The following is a 16,358-nucleotide window of genomic DNA, read 5'->3' on the forward strand; positions in this document are numbered from 1 at the left end:
ACGAAGTGCCGGTCGCCGACGACTGGCCGCACGGTCTATGGGTGCCGAAACGGCGGCAAATCATCCTCCGGTACGGCCTCGATCGCATCACCCGCCGATGCGTCCTCGCGCACGCCCTCGACGTCGCCCCTCACCTCATCCGCGTCTGGCGCGGAGAACACGAAAGGTTATCCCCATGACCCATCCGAACCCCGAAGGCCCCGAGCATTCCACCCCGCGCCCCGAAGCCGTTCATTGGGCCGCACCACCACAGCCACAGGCACCACCCATGCCCATCCCCAGCCCGAACGGCAAGCCCTACTTCCGCTCCGGCGGCTGGCTCGAAGTCCTCTCCATCACCGCAATGGTGATCGGTGCGTTGATGATTGCCTTCGGCCTGATCGATCTTCTCAACGGTACTCCCGGCTCTGGCATGGCAACGGCTCTTGGTCTCGTTGTCGTCGTTCTCGGCGGCATCCTCGCCGCAGTCCTCCGCCTCGGCTCAATGCTGGAAACCACCATCACCCAGCGACGCTGACTGAAAGGACGGCAGCATAACCGCGAACCATCTGTTCCCCGCACGCAAGAGTGCCGCCACCGCCATCGTCTGACAGAAAGAAGAACACCGGCCCCGCCACCAACCAGGGCGCGGGGTCCGCGGAAGGCCGAGGAATCGAACCTCGACGCGGTAACGTCCCATCCCGGTTTTCGGGACCGGTTGCCCACCATGGGCGGGACCTTCCATGACAATGCCCGGCGCGCCCCGTGGTGGGGCGGGCCGGGCTGGGAGTGGGTTTAGCTAGTACGGATTCGCGCCGACGAGGTCTGCCACGTCCTCATAGGCGTCGAAGGGCTCAAGCAACTCGATGTTTGCGCGAACGGTGCTGACGATGTCGGCGTCATCCAGGATTTCGGGGACCGACAGCATGTACCAGTCGAGAACGTGGGCATATTGCTCGCACCTCAGGAAGCCATTCACGACCCGTGCGGCGCCGTCATCTGGCTTGGGCCCGTTGGCCAACACGTAGGAGATGAGCGATTGTGCATCGTCGAATTTCTGTGCCGCCATAGTCATCATCTCCTTTCTGGAAAGGCGTAGCATTCAAGGGCCACATCGTCTATCACCGTGTATTTGACCCATATCTTAGTGCCATCGATTGTACCGGTTGCGGTCACTTTATAGTCGTAATCCGGTTGCCGGTAGCCTCCGTCGCCTCCGCTGGAGGCTCGTGGCCTTTGAATCTCGACCTCGTCGGGGTCGTCGAGAACGTCTCGAACGGAATTTACGATCTTCTGATCAGACCACGACGCCTCAAACTTCGTGCCCGGCCTAACGCTGTCGTGGCGGTGTCCGAATCGGTTGTCCCGCCGGTAGTCGCCCGGCGCGCGGCGTGTCGTTGACGGGTTCTTCCGGCCCCATGGCGGTGCAGTGCTCCAGCTGTAGAGCACATGGACCGGCGATTCAGGTAGGTGTCCCACACTCGACGTTGCCCAGACTCGGTAGTCCCCCTGCTGGCAGCGAGCTTCCAGGCTGCCTCCAGCTCACGGTTGATGGCCGGCAACGGAGCCCCCCCCCCGACCAACCTCGACGGCAACGCACCGGCAGTTGTCGTGATACCGGGTGGCCGCCGTCATTCCCGCGGTATCCGCGGAATATGCCGCACCGCGAGAGGCGAGCATCAGGCACCACTTGCAGGCGCCCGGTTCGGGAACGCGAGCGAACTTCATCCCTTCGGCGATGTTCTGGCTGATTGTCGTTCGCGCCGGCTGCAGCACCAAACGGTTCAAGGCACCCGAGAGATTCTCGAAGGTCGTCGCGTTGAACCCCGCAACCACGGGGTGCGGGGCGGTGCACTGGCCGAGGCTTGCACCCTCGACTGCTGCTTCCACGTGGCTATTCCCAGTTTTCGGGATTCAACAGTCTCGCGTACGCCTCGAAAAGGTCGCGGTCACCATCTGCGTACTCTTCGATGCCAGCGAGGAGAGCGTCGCGCTGCTTCTCCGAGATCCGGACTTTGGCTTCCGCGATGTCTTCCGCGAGACACGACGCGGCATCGGCCGTTTCCCCAGATGTGAAGCGGCCACGGGCCGGTGAATCCGCAAGCTGCGGAAGCGCGAGCAATTCGGCCAGTGCCTGCTCGGTATTCATCAGTAATGGGCCCCCTCGCCTTCGCCATCTGCCTTTCGCCGTCGGTCTCCCAGCCTATTGCTCAGCCCATGGGGCGATTTCCCACCGCCGCCGCATGCCCGAACCACCTCACCCTTGCCCGTTCCGCTTAGGGAACACTTGGTCGAAAGAGCGGGGTGCAGGCCGCTAACCTGCATGCATGGCGCTCTACGAAAAGCTGGTGTCCCCGGCCGACACTTCCGACATGCCGGACGACGTCGCCCGCGACATCCCGGCCAACGGCATGAAGTTCATTGCGGCCAATGGTCTGCAGAACGCCGGCGATCAGGTGATCAACCCGAAGACGGTGCTGCCGTGGCTGCTCACGTCGCAGGGCGCCCCCGGCCTGGCGATCGCGCTGCTGGTGCCCATCCGCGAATCCCTGTCGATGCTGCCGCAGGCGGCGCTGACACCTTGGGTGAAGCGCCGCGCCCACCGCAAGTCGGTGTGGGTGGCGGGGTCGGTGACCCAGGGCGCGATGGCGTTGGTCATGGCGTTGTCCGCGGCGGTGCTCGACGGGACGGCTGCGGCGGTGGCCATCCTTTCGGCGCTGGCGGTTTTCGCGCTGGGCCGTTCGCTCTGCTCGATCGGGTCGAAAGACGTCCAGGGGCGGACGATCCCCAAGGGTCAGCGCGGCCAGATCACGGGCTTGGCGACGATGCTGTCGGGCTTCGTCGCCATCACGCTGGGTCTGGGCATCCGCTGGTTCGGCAGCGACGATCTGCCGACGGCCGTGTTGACGTGGATGATCGCGATTTCGTCGTTGACGTGGTTCATCGGCGCGATCATCTTCCACCGCGTCACCGAACCCGCGGGCGAAACCTCGGAGGAACCCGCCGGATCGTGGGTGCGGGAATCCTGGGAGTTGCTTTCCGACGACGCGCCGTTCCGAAACTTCGTCATCGTCCGTTCGCTGCTGCTGGTCTCCGCCCTGTCGCCGACGTTTTTCGTGGCCCTGTCGGCCGAACGGGGCGACGGGGAACTCTCCGGGCTGGGGCCGTTTCTCATCGCCTCCGGCGCCGCCGCAATCCTCGGCGGCCGCATCAGCGGAAAACTCAGCGACCGGTCGTCGAAAAGCACCATGACCTGGGGTGCCGGCCTGGCCTCCCTGATCCTGCTGGCCGTGATGGCGCAGGTCGCCTTCGCCGAGGGCTGGTCCGGCTGGGCGCTGCCCGTCGCCTACTTCCTGATCACCCTGACCCACACCGGCGTGCGCGTCGCCCGCAAAACCTACGTCGTGGACATGGCCGAAGGCGACCAACGCACCACCTACGTCGCCGTCGCCAACTCCGCGATGGGCGTCATCCTCCTGCTCACCGGCGCCATCTCCGGCGGCCTGGCGATGCTCGGCTCCATGTGGGCCCTCGGATTCTTCGCCGTGCTCGGACTCGTGGGCGTGGCCATGGCCCGCGCCCTGCCGGAAGTGTCGGCGCAAACGCCCGAATAGGCATGACCCGTGGCCGCGGCCCTCGGCGGGTAGGGTTTTCGGGGGAATCCCGGGAAGAAACCAACGACGAACCGCACGACGAACGCACGAGGAGACGCACATGAGCAACGGCACCGGCACGCCCACCGCCGTCGTCATCCTGGCCGCCGGCCAGGGCACCCGCATGAAGTCGGACACCCCCAAGATGCTCCACGGCATCGGCGGGCGCACGATGCTGGAGCACGCCCTGCACGCGGCCCACGGCGTCGACCCGCAGCAGATCGTCGCCGTCGTCGGCCACCAGCGGGACAAGGTCATCGAAGCCATCTCCGAATGGGTCGCCGGCCGGTCCGAGGGATCGCTGTCCAACGGCGTCGGCATCGCCCACCAGGAAGAGCAAAACGGCACCGGCCACGCCGTCCAGTGCGCCCTGGACGACGTCACGCTCGCCGACTTCGAGGGCACCGTGCTGGTGACCACCTCCGACGTGCCCCTCCTCGACGCCTCGACGCTGACCGCACTGCTCGACGAGCACAACCGCAAGCCACGCGCTGCCGTGACCGTGCTGACGTCGACCGCCGACAACCCCCACGGCTACGGCCGCATCGTCCGCAACTCCGACGGCGAAGTCCTGCGCATCGTCGAAGAAAAGGACGCCACCGCCGACGAACGCCGCATCACCGAGGTCAACTCCGGCGTCTACGCCTTCGACGCCGCCACCCTGCGCCACGCCCTGACCCAGCTCGACACCGACAACGCACAGGGCGAGCTGTACCTCACCGACGTCATCGGCATCGCCCGCGAAGCCGACCGCTCCGTGCGCGGCCACCGCATCGACGACGCCATGGTCGTCGCCGGCGTCAACGACCGGGTGCAGCTGGCGACCCTCGGCGCCGAACTCAACCGCCGCATCACCGAAAAGGCCATGCGCGGCGGCGCCACCATCGTCGACCCCGCCACCACCTGGATCGACGTCGACGTGCGCATCGGCCGCGACGTCACCATCCTTCCGGGCACCCAGCTGCTCGGCGGCACGGTCATCGGCGACGGCGCCACCATCGGCCCCGACACCACCCTGCGCGACGTCACCGTCGGCGAGGGCGCCACCGTCTACCGCACCCACGGCACCGACTCCGTCATCGGCGCCGACGCCGAAGTCGGCCCGTTCACGTACCTCCGCCCGGGCACCGTCCTCGGCGAGGAAGGCAAGCTCGGCGGCTTCGTCGAAACCAAGAAGGCCGTCATCGGCCGCGGCTCCAAGGTCCCCCACCTGACCTACGTCGGCGATGCGGAGATCGGCGAGCACTCCAACATCGGCGCATCCAGCGTCTTCGTCAACTACGACGGCGTCAACAAGCACCGCACCGTCATCGGCTCCCATGTCCGCACCGGTTCGGACACCATGTTCATCGCGCCGGTCAAGGTGGGTGACGGCGCCTATTCCGGTGCAGGTACTGTTATCAAGGACGACGTTCCCCCCGGGGCGTTGGCGGTCAGCGGTGGCCCCCAGCGAAACATCGAGGGGTGGGTCCAGCGGAAGCGGCCGGGCACCCCGGCGGCGGAAGCGGCCGAAGCGGCGCAGGTCGCGGCGGCCGACGCCCCCGCCGAATCCGACGGTGCCGCGGGCGATGACCCCGACGCCTCCGCGTAAGCCGAAGACCGATAAGGAAGGCCAGGCCGAGTAGATGACCGGCGAGTGGATCGACAACCAGAAGAACCTCATGCTTTTCTCCGGGCGCGCGCACCCGGAGCTGGGTGAAGCGGTGGCGAAGGAGTTGGGCGTCGAGCTGACCCCGATGACCGCCCGCGACTTCGCCAACGGCGAGATCTTCGTCCGTTTCGAGGAGTCCGTCCGCGGCTGCGACGCTTTCGTTCTGCAGGCGCACCCGGCGCCGCTGAACAAGTGGCTGGTGGAGCAGCTGATCATGATCGACGCCCTGAAGCGCGGTTCCGCCAAGCGCATCACGGCGATCCTGCCGTTCTTCCCGTACGCGCGCCAGGACAAGAAGCACCGTGGCCGCGAGCCGATTTCCGCCCGCCTGGTCGCGGATCTGCTCAAGGCCGCCGGCGCCGACCGCATCGTGTCGGTGGACCTGCACACCGACCAGATCCAGGGCTTCTTCGACGGCCCGGTCGACCACATGCACGCCATGCCGATCCTGGCCGACTACATCAAGGCGAACTACTCGCTGGAGAACCTGTGCGTGGTCTCCCCCGACGCCGGTCGCGTGAAGGTGTCGGAGAAGTGGGCGAACACGCTGGGCGATGCGCCGCTGGCGTTCATCCACAAGACCCGCAGCGTGGACGTGGCCAATCAGATCGTGGCCAACCGCGTCGTCGGCGACGTCGACGGTCGCGTGTGCCTGCTGATCGACGACATGATCGACACCGGCGGCACGATCGCCGGTGCGGTGAAGGTGCTGCGCGAGGCCGGTGCCGCCGACGTCATCATCGCCACCACCCACGGCGTGTTCTCCGACCCGGCCCGCGAGCGTCTGTCCAAGTGCGGCGCCCGCGAGGTCATCACCACGGACACGCTGCCGCAGAACGCCGACGGCTGGGACAACCTCACCGTCCTGCCGATCGCCCCGCTGCTGGCGCAGACCATTCACGAGATCTTCGAAAACGGCTCCGTCACCACCCTTTTCGAGGGCCAGGCGTAGCTTCGCCGCGGCTCTTCACGCCGCCCTTTGCTTGACGACGACCCGGCCACTCCCCGCTAGCGGCCGGGTTTTCGCATCCGTCGGCTCGTCGTCACGCACGAACCGACCCCGCGGGAACAGGGGCGATTTCCGCCCGCAGCCCCCGATCGGGTAACATCCCACGAGTTATGTCTCGGCGAGGGTGGCCCGAGCGCGCGCACCGCGCAAGCGACGGCCCCGTTATCGACGCGACGCATGCCCCACCCGGCACCCGCCGCCACCTCCCCCGAAACGGGAAGCGCGGCCACCCCGGACCAACGCGTGCCACGTGATCGACTCGGCGAACCCCAACGATTTGCAGGAGTCAGATATGGCAAAGCCCAACATCATCAAGCTGGAAGCCCGCGAGCGCACCGAGTTCGGCAAGGGCGCCGCCCGCCGCGCCCGCGTCGCCGGCGACATCCCCGTGGTCATCTACTCGAAGGACCTCGGCGCCCCGAAGCACGTCCTGGTCGACTCCATCGAGTTCCACGGCGTCATCCGCAACTACGGCGTCAACGCCGTCCTCGACCTCGACATCGACGGCGAGCCGCAGCTGTCCATGGTCAAGGCCCTGGACCAGAACCCGCTGACCCTCGACATCGACCACGCCGACCTCCTCGCCATCCACCGCGGCGAGAAGGTCGAGGTCGAGGTCCCGGTCATCCCCGAGGGCGAGCTGGCCCCGGGCGACGCCCTGCTCATGCAGGACGCCGACACCATCCTGGTGCTCGCCCCGGTGCTGTCCATTCCGGAAGAGATCGTCGTGTCCGTCGAGGGCCTGGACGTGGGCGCGCAGATCCACGCCGGCAACGTCACCCTGCCGGAGGGCCTGGAGCTCACCGACGATCCGGAGCTGCTGATCTTCAACATCGTCGAGGCCACCGAGGACCCGGCCGGCGACGTCGACGCCGACGTCGAGGGCATGGGCGAGGCGGAGACCCCGGACGAGCCGAAGGCCGAGGGTGCGGAGGCCGAGGGCGAGGAGTAAAACCCTCCCCCGCAGCCGGCACCCTGCGTCGGTCCCCGACCGATTGCGCGTGCTTTGCGACGAAGCCCCCGCCGGGACGCTGTTTCCGGCGGGGGCTTCGCCATGCCCGGGGTGCGGCCGGGCCTCCACATGCCCGGTGTGGGAAGATGACGGGCATGTTCGGACGCTCGAAGACTCCCCCCGCCCCGTCGGACGCTCCGCCGATCCTCGTCGTCGGCTTGGGCAACCCCGGCCCGAAGTACGCGGACACGCGGCACAACGTCGGTCAGATGGTGCTCGACGAGCTGGCGGAGCGGACCGTGCCCATGCCCTCGACGTTTTCCGCGCACAAGCGGTCCAACGCCGAGATCGTGCAGACCCGCTGGACCGTCGGCGCCGGCGACGCGCAGACCGAGCGACAGGTGATCCTGGCGAAACCGCGGACGTACATGAACGTCTCCGGCGGGCCGATCAGCGCGCTGGCGAAGTTCTTCAACGTCGAGCCGACCGACGTCATCGTGGTGCACGACGAGCTCGACCTCGATCCCGGCGTCATCCGCCTGAAGCGCGGCGGCGGCGAGAATGGCCACAATGGGCTGCGTTCGACCTCGAAGTCATTGGGCACGAAGGACTACATGCGCGTGCGCATTGGCATTGGTCGTCCTCCGGGCCGCCAGGATCCAGCTGATTATGTGCTGCGCAACTTCAATGCCAAGGAGCGCGAGGAACTCGCTTTCACCCTGCCCACCGCGGCGGAGGCAGTGGAGCTAATCGCCAGCCGCGGGCTGGAAATTGCTCAGAACCAGGTGCACGGGCGATAGCAGATAGAGGAAAATGGCAGCAAAGAGCCCCCTTCCCTCCCAACTTTCACTGGGATGAGAAAAGGGGCTATTTTCGCGTTCCCGGGAGCTTCAGTCTTTACAGCTCGTCGGTGTTCGTGCTGCTCGGCGTTTTCGTCGGCGGTTTCGCTCTGTCCACCGAGCGCCTGGCGGTGGGATTCGGGAAGCTGCGGCAGGGCGCCCGTGAGGGGCATCGACCAGATGATGAGGATCAGGCGCCCGGGGAACTCCCCGTCCGGCACGCCCACGACTCGGCATAGCGGCCGCCCTTCGCCAGCAATTCATCGTGCGTGCCCCGTTCTGCGACCGTCCCGTCCTCCGAAAGCACGACGATGAGGTCGGCATCGCGGATGGTGTGCAGGCGATGGGCGACGACGATCACGGTGCGATCGCCGCGCAACGCTTCCATCGTGCCGACGATCGCCCGCTCAGTGGCCGCATCCAGCGAGGACGTCGGCTCGTCGAGAAGCACCACCGGGGAATCCTTCAGAAGCGCCCGGGCGATGGCGACGCGCTGCCGCTCGCCTCCCGACAGCAGCGTCCCCTCCTCCCCCACCGGGGTATCCCACCCGGAAGGCAGCAGCTCCACGATGCGGTCCACCCCGGATCGCCGGGCGGCCTCGCGCAAGCGGTCTCCGTCACCGGGCCTGGAACCGAATCCGGGGTCGGCGAAGACCACGTTGTCCCGCACGGACGCGTCGAAAAGGAACGTCTCCTGGAACACCGGGGTCACCAGCGAGTTCACGCCGTCGGTGCCGATCCGAGGCAAGGGCACCCCGCCGATGAGGATCTCCCCCGAGTCCGGATCATGAAAACGCGACAGCAGCCGCATGACCGTCGTCTTGCCCGCCCCCGACGGTCCCACTATGGCGACCAGCGCTCCCTGAGGTGCACGGAAGCTGACGCCGTCGAGAACCTTCTTATCCCCGTACCCGAAGCTCACGCCGCGGAACTCCACGTCATGCCCGTCGGGCAGCTCCGGTGCGGCAGGTTCGGGAAGGGCGGGGATTGCCCGCAGGTCACGCAACGCAGCCAACGTGTTGCGGCCCGCACCGAAACCGCCGGACAACGCTCCCGCGGTGGTGATCGGTTCGGTGAACTGGACGACCACGATGAGTATCGGCGCCAAATGCGCCGGTGACATCCCGCCCGTCGCGGCGACCGCCACGGCGACGATCACCGCCGCCGTGAACACCGCATGGACGACCGAGCCCAACCGTCCGATGGCCGCCCCCTGCGTCGACGTCGCCTTCGCGAACGCATCGTGTTGGGCCTGGATCGCCTCATCCACCATCGCGTCCGCCGCCGAACCGTCGCCCGCGGCGCGAATCACCTGCTGGCCGCGGGTGAACTCGATCAGCCTGCCGGAGACGGCAGCGACGGCGTCAGCATGCGCTTCGTCCGACTCCCCGCCGACCCGGCCAATGGCCCGGTAGGCGAAGAAGATCACCGGCGCCGACGCGACAAGAACCAACCCGACGCGCCAATCCACCGCCAGAATTCCGAGAGCGATGACGGTCGGCGTAACCACAGCGGCGATGACGGGCCGCAGGATCACGTGCGGCACGGACGCCGCGAACGCGATACCCGACGACGCCATCTCCGAGAAGCGGCCGGCCGTGGACTTGGTGACGTACCCGAGTGGCAACGTCAGCACGCGTTCGCCCAGGGAACGCAACAGGGACGACAGCACCGCTGCGGAATTCGCCCTGCCGACCGTCCCCGCGGCGAGGGACAACACCGCATGGGCGGCCGCGAGGCCGGCGATGACGCCGGTGAAACGCCACGCCGTCGCATCATCTCCCTCGGCCAGAGCCGACAGCAGCGGCAGCAGCGCGACGAACGCCGCTCCCTGGGCCAGCGCGGCAAGCGCGGCCAACGCAATGAGCCACACCAGCGTCATTCTCGAGCGCCGATCCGTCATCGACCACAAGTCCCGAATCATCGATTCCCCGCCTTTTCATCGTCTGCTTCAGTGCCCCGCGGGGCGGATGGTTCGTCGTCGAGCGCGAACGCGCGCCACAAATCCCGGTAGCGGCCACCGCGCGCAAGCAACTCGTCGTGGGTACCCGCCTCCGCGACCGCTCCCCCATCGAGAACGAGGATGCGGTCGGCATTGCGGATCGTGCTCAATCTGTGCGCGATCACGATCACCGTCCGCGAACGGGCCAAACGCTCGATTGCGGACTGGATGAGGGCCTCGGAAGCCGGATCCGCGTAAGCGGTTGCCTCGTCGAAGATGAGCACCGGCGCGTCCGTAACAATCGACCTCGCGATGGCCACGCGCTGCGCCTCACCACCGGAAAAGGTTACGTCGACGTTGACCACCGAATCCAGGCCCTTCGGCAGCGCCGCGATGACCGTATCGAGGTTCGCGAGCTTCGCGGCCGCCATGATTTCGTCGTCGGTGGCGTCTCTCCTGGCCAGCCGGATGTTCTCCCGCAACGGCAGCGTGAACAACTGCGGATCTTGGAACACCACCGACACCGAGCGGTGCACGTCGCGCACGGCGATGTCGCGAAGATCGGCGCCGCCCAGCAGCACCGAGCCTTCAACGGGGTCGTGGAAACGCGCCAACAGCCGGGCGACGGTGGACTTTCCGGAACCGGAGGACCCCACCAGCGCAGTGAGGGTCCCTGGTTCGAACGTCGCGGACATCCCGTCGAGGACCCGCGGCCCATCCCCGTAGGAGAAGACCAGGTTCCGGACCTCGAGCGCGCCTCCGTGCACGGGCACCGGATCGGCGGGCTCGGCGATCGGCGGCGTGCCCAGCACCTCCGCGATGGACTTCAGGGCGGCGATCCCCGCGATGATGGGTTCGGAGTTCATAGCCACCCTCACGATCGCCGCGGAGAGTCCAAGGCCGAGAACCAGCCCGGCGACGAGACCCTCCGGTATGCCGCCCGCGGCGTCCCTCAAAGCGAGGCCGGCGCCGCACACCACTGCGAGGACTGTGGTCGGGGACGTCACCACGTCGATGAGCCCGAGATAGATGTTCGACTGCCGGGACCAGGCGGACCACGCGCGGACGAACGACAACGCCGCGGCATCGTAGCGGCCCGCGCCCTGGCTGGCGCGTCCGAAGGACTTCATCACCGGGATGCCGCGCACCAACTCGATGACCGCAGCCGTCACCTTTTCAGAGGCTCGCTCGTAGTCGCGCTGAAGACCGGCTCCGCGCGAAATCATCACGCCCATCAGGGCGAAGGTGACCAGCACCGGGACGACCGCCACCGCCGCGATCCGCCAATCCACCGCGACGAGCGCGATGAGGGAAAGCAGAGGAACCAGCACCGCCACCACGGTCTCACCGACGGTGTGGCCCATGAGCTGGTGGACAGCCGCGACGTCCTTCTCAACCGACCCGATGATCCCCGACGAGCGCCGGGCGTCCAGCCAACCCAGCGGCAACTTCCGGATATGGGCAACCAACCGGCGCCGGAGGTGGAGCTGCAGGTCGTTATCCGCCCGGTGCGAGAGCATGCCGGCGGCGCCGTCCGCAGCCATTCGCACCGTCGCGGCGACGACGATGACAACCACGGCCAACCACGTCCGATGCACCGGGGCCTCCGGGTACGTCATCGCGATGTCGATGATGCCGACCAGCGAAGCGACGGTAGCCACCGACGACAGGACGGATAACGCGACCACCGCACGCATCCGAGTCCGGATCGGGGCGAGCAGCGACCACGGGCCTACGGTCCCGTCCACGGCGCTCACTTGCCCGCCTCCCCGATCGCGCTTTTCTTCGTGAGAGTGCAGAAGTACACCATGCCGGCGTGTGAGGCTCCGCCCAGCTTCAGCCCGTTGGCTTCGGCGAGGTCCTCGAGCTCGCTGCCCCGGAACACCCGGTGACCCATCTTCGCCATGACGGCCATGTCGACCCGCTCGTTCACGTCGGGATCCTCGGCGAACGTCTGCACGTAAGCGATGCCGCCGTCGGCGAGCAGCCCGGCGACCCTGCTGAGCGCGGCACCCGCATCCTTCATTTGGTGGAGCGCGCCGCACACCCAGATTTCATCGGTCCTGCCGGGCTCTCCCGCGAGCGGCGCGAGGACGTCGGCGACGTGGAATTCCGTCCGGGCCCCGAGCCCGTCGACGGCGGCGCGTTCGCGGGCGATGCGGATCGCATTGGGCGACAGGTCGTAACCGACGATGTTCGCCCTGCGATATCGAGGCTCGGCGGCGAGCATGCGGGCGAGCCACCCGGTTCCGCAACCGAGGTCGAGAACCCGGGCCGGCGCATCCGGCCCGGGATCCAGCGCACGGAGCTTCCGATACACGGCGGCGGCGTCCATCGGTTCACGCGCATAGCGGCTGAGGAACCTCGGCTGGACCTTGTCCTCGTAGGCCGCGAGGAGTCTGCGGTTGTTCTGGACGATCTGGGCAATCGACTTCATCTGGTTCTGTCTCCGGGGTGTGTGGGCCGCGTCCACGCGGCGGTTTCGGGTTAGGTGCTCGGGTTCGCGGGCCGTCGTCGGCGGCGATGCCCTCGTGGACGTGCCCGTCATGCAGACTCCCCCGGCCTCGTTTTCACGGCGATGCCCCACGCCGCGAGCACGGCGATGCCTAAGAACCAGGCCGCGCAGACCACCAGACCCGCAGCCCCGGTGCCGTTGACGGCCTCGCCGGCCGCGGATACGGGGGTGTGCCCGGCGATTCCGCGCAGGAGAGGACGGAAGTGGTCGGCGGGCATGAGCACCGTGTTGACGAACATCGCAACGATGATTAACGGGATGAGGGCCACGGAGCCCTGGGGGCTGGTGATGGAGAACGCGATGTACGTGCCGGTGCATGCGGCCGCCGCGGCAACCATCGCGCCGGTCATCGCGATCCTCCACCACCAGGACGCCTCAGGGGGGCTGTCGGAAAGCAAGGCGGCCACCGCCACGACGACGACAGTCATCGCCATGATCCGGATGAACTCGGCGATGATCCGTGCGGCCGGCACGGCCGCGTACGGCGCCGGCATGGTGATCAACCGCTCATGGAAGCCATTGCTGCGTTCAACGAACACGGTGGCCGATCCCGTGATGGCCAGGATGAACGCCCACGCCGTCACGACCAGGATGACCGCGTTCCGGAGTTCGAACTCTCCGGTGAGCTGCCTGACCAGGCCACCGAACATGCGGTTGACGATGAACAGGTACACGAGCGGAGCAATGAACGTCATGAACCAGAAGTCGGGGCGCCGCAGCCAAATGTGGGCGATGCGCCGCAGATGCACGAAGATGGCGCCAATCATGATTCGCTCCTCGAGGTGAACCGGCGGATGAACAGGACGATTCCGGCGACCGCCGCGACACCGAGCCACAGGGCGGCCTCTTCCCCGGCGCGATCCGGGAAGGCGTCCGGGGACGCCGCCCTAATCACCTCGATCACCGGCGAAAAAGGCATGTGGCGCACGATGTCGCGAAGGGAGCCGTCCAAAGCGGTCGCCGGAATGAACGCGGTGGAGAACATGAGCAGCAGCATTTCCAGCGCCTGGATCGATGAGGCCGTCGACACCGGGGCGGGCATCATCAGGATCACCCCGTCCGTGACCAGGGACAGGACCGCCGCAGCGAGCAGCGACCACAGGACAGTCCACGCGATGTCACCGACAGCCATGTCGAGGCCGCAGGCCCACGCGACGACCAGCAGCGCCGCGATCGACGCGGACATCCGCAGCACATCGGTGACGAGCCTGCCGGCGACATAGCCGCCTGTGGCCCCGGGCAACACGCGCACGCGGTCAACGAGCCCGGATTCGACGTCCTGTCCCACCGCCATCGCCGACGCCGCGGCGGTGAACATCGCCGCCTGGAACAGGCAGCCGCCGAGCACGAAACGCAGGTACCCGAAGCCGGATTGCTCCGCCGAGTACCCGAACACCGCGTACAGGCACAGCAGGAAGAGGGGCGGAACCACGAACATGGAGATCAGCGACGCGGTGTTGCGTCGCAACAGCAGCAGATCCCGACGGAGAAACGCCGCGACCGACGTCGCACTCATCGCGCCACACCCCCTGCGTTCATCGATATGAACACCTCGTTGAGGGTGGGCGGCGACACGCTCAGCGAATCCGGCAACGCTTCCGAGGCCTCCATCGCCTGCGCCACCGCCTCGAGGACCCGCGGTCCGGGGTCGACGTCGAGGGACACCGACTTCCCCGCGACGCGGGCGCCGTCCAGGCACGTTCCCCCGAGGCAGCGGGCGAACGCCTCCGCCTCGGCGGCGGTGGCGAAGGACACGCGGAGCACGTGCGACCCGAAGGCGCGGCGCAATTCCTCCGGCGTTCCGCTGGCGACGATGCGGCGATCCTTGAGCAGATGGACGTGGTCTGCCAGCGCCTCCGCCTCTTCCAGGTACTGGGTGGTCAGCACCAGGGTCATTCCGTCGTCCCGCAGTTGCCGGATGAAGCCCCACAGCTCTTCGCGGCTGACCGGGTCCAGCCCCGTCGTGGGTTCGTCGAGGAACAGCAGCCTGGGCACGACGCACAGCGACGCGGCGATGTCGAGGCGGCGCCGCATGCCACCCGAATAGGCCGACGCCAGCGTCGAGGCACTGTCTGCGAGCGAGAATTGCGCGAGCAGTTCCGTCGCGCGGGCGGCCGCGGCGGCGCGGTCGAGTCCGCGCAGCCGCCCGAAGAACTCCAGGTTCTCCCGGCCGGTGAGGTTCTCGTCGATCGCCGCGAATTGGCCGGTGGTGGCAATGTCGGCGCGCACGCCCGCCGGGTCCTCTTTCACATCGCGCGAGAAGATGCTCACCTCGCCGGAGTCGGCGGTGATGAGCGTCGACAGGATTCGGATGAGGGTGGTCTTGCCTGCACCGTTGTGGCCGAGGAACGACACGATCGCCCCGGCGGGCACGGTAAAACTCACGCCGTCGAGCACATGCTTGCGCATCCGGGCGCCGCGCTTTCCCTTGCGCCCGCCGTCCGGCGGGGCACCTGCCCCGCCTTCGGGCGGGGTGCCCGCTTTGCCCGCAATCGGGTAGCTCTTCGTGAGGTCGCGGACGACGATCGCCGCACCTCGTTCAGCTTGATCCGTCATCGTTTCCCCTTTTCTTTGGTATCGCAGTGGGCCGCTGTCGGCAGCGGCCCCGTGGTCGGGTTGTCATGCGGCACCTCGATATGGATGCCCGCATCGCGGGCGAAGGCGAGGACCGGTTCGAGGAGCCGGGGGTGGCCGACGAGATCCCGGCACCCCGGCGCGACCGGCTTCCCCGCGACCGCCACAACGGTGGCGGCAGCAATCGCCGCGGTCATTTTGTAGGAACCCGGGCCAGTCGCCCGGACGACGGTCGTCTCGGCCGGTGCCTGGTCACGGCCTCGAACCACCTCGGGGGATCGGCGACCACCTCGGAAACCGGCAGCAACACCTGGTCGTACCCACGAAAAAGGGCGTAGACGTGGAAGCCGATCAGCGAAAGGTTGTGGGTCAAAGGCAGCCACGTGAGCATCTTGTTCTCGTACCGGTGCGCGTGGCGTGGGATCGTCGCGCGCAGACCGTTCAGCACGGACTCGTTGGTTACGATGACGCCCTTTGGCGATCCCGTGGAGCCGGACGAAAACTGGATGAGGGCTTCGCCGGCCGTCCCACCTCGCACCGGGAACGCGGGGACCGTCCCGGCGCCATCCCCGGAATCCACGTCCCCCGCCTGAGAGAAGTCCGTTTCAGCATCACCCGGCATCGCCGCACCCGGTTCCACGGCAGCGTCATTGACGATGGACACGTCGAGCAGCCGGTCCTCGCCCACGACCACGGCACCGTTTGCGCCGGTGAGCAGCGTGTGACTGCGTTCGTCGACCAGAATCGGGGCCCCGGGCATCATGTCCGAGAGCGTCCGCACCCTGTCGACATCAACCGGGCCCGACACCGGCGGCGCAAGCGCCGGAACCGCGCCGGCGTAGACGCAGCCCCAGAACGCCCGGATGAGCCCGCGGTTCTCCGAAACTTGGAAGATCACGCGATCGCCGGGGCCGATGCCGGCTTCGGCCAACCGAGTCGCAGCCGCCACCGCCTCCGCATGGACCTGGCCATACGGGACGAAGACGTCCCGCCGATTCTCGACGAAGGTGATCCCCTTTTTCGTCTCATCGGCCTTGTCCCGAAGCACGTCGCTGATGGTCCGGATCGTGTTCATTGGTACCTCTTTCGGTTGTCGGCGCCATGCCGGTGCCGGGCGGACCGGGCCCGCATGGCGTGACCCGGAGGATGTGTCTGAAGGGTTGAAAGGGGTGAAGCAACTGGGTGGGGCGCGTCTCCGCACAAGCTCGGAACCGCTCGCGGGCCCGGGACCCGCCGGTTCTGGG

Annotated in this window: 17 protein-coding genes; 6 read left to right on the forward strand and 11 right to left on the reverse strand. The window is 67.5% G+C overall.

The features are described from left to right. Positions 1–175 precede the first annotated feature (175 nt). Positions 176–517 carry a hypothetical protein gene (locus CFREN_RS09810; protein ID WP_209652245.1) on the forward strand — a complete coding sequence of 114 codons (342 nt, stop codon included), beginning with the start codon at positions 176–178 and terminating at the stop codon, positions 515–517. A gap of 261 nt (positions 518–778) precedes the next feature. Here the strand turns inward: CFREN_RS09810 and CFREN_RS09815 are convergent, their stop codons facing one another. The 3 genes from CFREN_RS09815 to CFREN_RS09820 all read right to left on the reverse strand — a co-directional run bounded on the left by CFREN_RS09815 (position 779) and on the right by CFREN_RS09820 (position 2,128). Continuing rightward, entirely contained in the window at positions 779–1,048 is a 270-nt protein-coding gene (locus CFREN_RS09815; RefSeq protein ID WP_209652243.1) for a hypothetical protein, read from the reverse strand. Positions 1,049–1,521: 473 nt separating this feature from the next. Beyond that, positions 1,522–1,869 carry a VG15 protein gene (locus CFREN_RS12880; RefSeq protein ID WP_494337276.1) on the reverse strand — a complete coding sequence of 116 codons (348 nt, stop codon included), beginning with the start codon at positions 1,867–1,869 and terminating at the stop codon, positions 1,522–1,524. A gap of 4 nt (positions 1,870–1,873) precedes the next feature. Continuing rightward, positions 1,874–2,128 carry a hypothetical protein gene (locus CFREN_RS09820; RefSeq protein WP_209652239.1) on the reverse strand — a complete coding sequence of 85 codons (255 nt, stop codon included), beginning with the start codon at positions 2,126–2,128 and terminating at the stop codon, positions 1,874–1,876. A 178-nt stretch (positions 2,129–2,306) separates the two neighbouring features. Between CFREN_RS09820 and CFREN_RS09825 the strand changes: the two genes are divergently transcribed. From CFREN_RS09825 to pth, 5 genes are all read left to right on the forward strand, one after another. Beyond that, positions 2,307–3,593 (forward strand): MFS transporter, encoded by a 1,287-nt coding sequence (locus CFREN_RS09825; RefSeq protein ID WP_244979496.1) that lies wholly within the window; start codon positions 2,307–2,309, stop codon positions 3,591–3,593. Between the two features lie 100 nt (positions 3,594–3,693). Beyond that, positions 3,694–5,223 (forward strand): bifunctional UDP-N-acetylglucosamine diphosphorylase/glucosamine-1-phosphate N-acetyltransferase GlmU, encoded by a 1,530-nt coding sequence (glmU, locus tag CFREN_RS09830; RefSeq protein WP_209652237.1) that lies wholly within the window; start codon positions 3,694–3,696, stop codon positions 5,221–5,223. A gap of 34 nt (positions 5,224–5,257) precedes the next feature. Further along, positions 5,258–6,235, forward strand: coding sequence for a ribose-phosphate diphosphokinase (locus CFREN_RS09835; protein ID WP_035123086.1), 978 nt, complete (start codon positions 5,258–5,260; stop codon positions 6,233–6,235). Between the two features lie 349 nt (positions 6,236–6,584). Further along, a complete protein-coding gene (locus CFREN_RS09840) occupies positions 6,585–7,244 on the forward strand; it encodes a 50S ribosomal protein L25/general stress protein Ctc (protein WP_209652235.1) in 660 nt (219 codons plus the stop codon). Between the two features lie 155 nt (positions 7,245–7,399). Then, positions 7,400–8,044, forward strand: a complete 645-nt coding sequence (pth, locus tag CFREN_RS09845; RefSeq protein ID WP_209652233.1) for an aminoacyl-tRNA hydrolase — start codon at positions 7,400–7,402, stop codon at positions 8,042–8,044. Positions 8,045–8,273: 229 nt separating this feature from the next. Here the strand turns inward: pth and CFREN_RS09850 are convergent, their stop codons facing one another. The 8 genes from CFREN_RS09850 to CFREN_RS09885 all read right to left on the reverse strand — a co-directional run bounded on the left by CFREN_RS09850 (position 8,274) and on the right by CFREN_RS09885 (position 16,189). Continuing rightward, complete coding sequence (locus CFREN_RS09850; RefSeq protein ID WP_209652231.1) at positions 8,274–10,007, reverse strand: ABC transporter ATP-binding protein; 1,734 nt, start codon at positions 10,005–10,007, stop codon at positions 8,274–8,276. Next, entirely contained in the window at positions 10,004–11,722 is a 1,719-nt protein-coding gene (locus CFREN_RS09855; RefSeq protein ID WP_342356262.1) for an ABC transporter ATP-binding protein, read from the reverse strand. The genes CFREN_RS09850 and CFREN_RS09855 overlap by 4 nt, the downstream gene beginning before the upstream one ends. A 56-nt stretch (positions 11,723–11,778) precedes the next feature. Then, positions 11,779–12,462, reverse strand: a complete 684-nt coding sequence (locus tag CFREN_RS09860; RefSeq protein ID WP_209654551.1) for a class I SAM-dependent methyltransferase — start codon at positions 12,460–12,462, stop codon at positions 11,779–11,781. Positions 12,463–12,569: 107 nt separating this feature from the next. Next, positions 12,570–13,307, reverse strand: a complete 738-nt coding sequence (locus CFREN_RS09865) for an ABC transporter permease (RefSeq protein ID WP_209652227.1) — start codon at positions 13,305–13,307, stop codon at positions 12,570–12,572. After that, positions 13,304–14,056 carry an ABC transporter permease gene (locus CFREN_RS09870; RefSeq protein ID WP_209652225.1) on the reverse strand — a complete coding sequence of 251 codons (753 nt, stop codon included), beginning with the start codon at positions 14,054–14,056 and terminating at the stop codon, positions 13,304–13,306. The genes CFREN_RS09865 and CFREN_RS09870 overlap by 4 nt, the downstream gene beginning before the upstream one ends. Next, positions 14,053–15,096 carry an ABC transporter ATP-binding protein gene (locus tag CFREN_RS09875; RefSeq protein WP_209652223.1) on the reverse strand — a complete coding sequence of 348 codons (1,044 nt, stop codon included), beginning with the start codon at positions 15,094–15,096 and terminating at the stop codon, positions 14,053–14,055. The genes CFREN_RS09870 and CFREN_RS09875 overlap by 4 nt, the downstream gene beginning before the upstream one ends. Then, on the reverse strand, positions 15,093–15,311 hold the full coding sequence (locus CFREN_RS09880; RefSeq protein WP_148132123.1) for a hypothetical protein: 219 nt from the start codon (positions 15,309–15,311) through the stop codon (positions 15,093–15,095). Before CFREN_RS09880 ends, CFREN_RS09875 begins: the two co-directional genes overlap by 4 nt. Then, a complete protein-coding gene (locus CFREN_RS09885) occupies positions 15,308–16,189 on the reverse strand; it encodes an AMP-binding protein (RefSeq protein WP_209652221.1) in 882 nt (293 codons plus the stop codon). Before CFREN_RS09885 ends, CFREN_RS09880 begins: the two co-directional genes overlap by 4 nt. Positions 16,190–16,358: the final 169 nt, after the last annotated feature.

This window comes from Corynebacterium freneyi (assembly GCF_030408835.1).
Taxonomy (GTDB): domain Bacteria; phylum Actinomycetota; class Actinomycetes; order Mycobacteriales; family Mycobacteriaceae; genus Corynebacterium; species Corynebacterium freneyi.

What these genes read in the sequence shown, in the direction of transcription:
- glmU (WP_209652237.1), top strand. Translation starts at nt 3,694, where the DNA reads ATGAGCAACGGCACCGGCACGCCCACCGCCGTCGTCATCCTGGCCGCC.
- CFREN_RS09880 (WP_148132123.1), bottom strand. Translation starts at nt 15,311, where the DNA reads ATGACCGCGGCGATTGCTGCCGCCACCGTTGTGGCGGTCGCGGGGAAG.
- pth (WP_209652233.1), top strand. Translation starts at nt 7,400, where the DNA reads ATGTTCGGACGCTCGAAGACTCCCCCCGCCCCGTCGGACGCTCCGCCG.
- CFREN_RS09810 (WP_209652245.1), top strand. Translation starts at nt 176, where the DNA reads ATGACCCATCCGAACCCCGAAGGCCCCGAGCATTCCACCCCGCGCCCC.
- CFREN_RS09840 (WP_209652235.1), top strand. Translation starts at nt 6,585, where the DNA reads ATGGCAAAGCCCAACATCATCAAGCTGGAAGCCCGCGAGCGCACCGAG.
- CFREN_RS09825 (WP_244979496.1), top strand. Translation starts at nt 2,307, where the DNA reads ATGGCGCTCTACGAAAAGCTGGTGTCCCCGGCCGACACTTCCGACATG.
- CFREN_RS09870 (WP_209652225.1), bottom strand. Translation starts at nt 14,056, where the DNA reads ATGAGTGCGACGTCGGTCGCGGCGTTTCTCCGTCGGGATCTGCTGCTG.
- CFREN_RS09820 (WP_209652239.1), bottom strand. Translation starts at nt 2,128, where the DNA reads ATGAATACCGAGCAGGCACTGGCCGAATTGCTCGCGCTTCCGCAGCTT.
- CFREN_RS09835 (WP_035123086.1), top strand. Translation starts at nt 5,258, where the DNA reads ATGACCGGCGAGTGGATCGACAACCAGAAGAACCTCATGCTTTTCTCC.
- CFREN_RS09850 (WP_209652231.1), bottom strand. Translation starts at nt 10,007, where the DNA reads ATGATTCGGGACTTGTGGTCGATGACGGATCGGCGCTCGAGAATGACG.
- CFREN_RS09860 (WP_209654551.1), bottom strand. Translation starts at nt 12,462, where the DNA reads ATGAAGTCGATTGCCCAGATCGTCCAGAACAACCGCAGACTCCTCGCG.
- CFREN_RS09815 (WP_209652243.1), bottom strand. Translation starts at nt 1,048, where the DNA reads ATGGCGGCACAGAAATTCGACGATGCACAATCGCTCATCTCCTACGTG.
- CFREN_RS09865 (WP_209652227.1), bottom strand. Translation starts at nt 13,307, where the DNA reads ATGATTGGCGCCATCTTCGTGCATCTGCGGCGCATCGCCCACATTTGG.
- CFREN_RS09875 (WP_209652223.1), bottom strand. Translation starts at nt 15,096, where the DNA reads ATGACGGATCAAGCTGAACGAGGTGCGGCGATCGTCGTCCGCGACCTC.
- CFREN_RS09885 (WP_209652221.1), bottom strand. Translation starts at nt 16,189, where the DNA reads ATGAACACGATCCGGACCATCAGCGACGTGCTTCGGGACAAGGCCGAT.
- CFREN_RS09855 (WP_342356262.1), bottom strand. Translation starts at nt 11,722, where the DNA reads ATGCGTGCGGTGGTCGCGTTATCCGTCCTGTCGTCGGTGGCTACCGTC.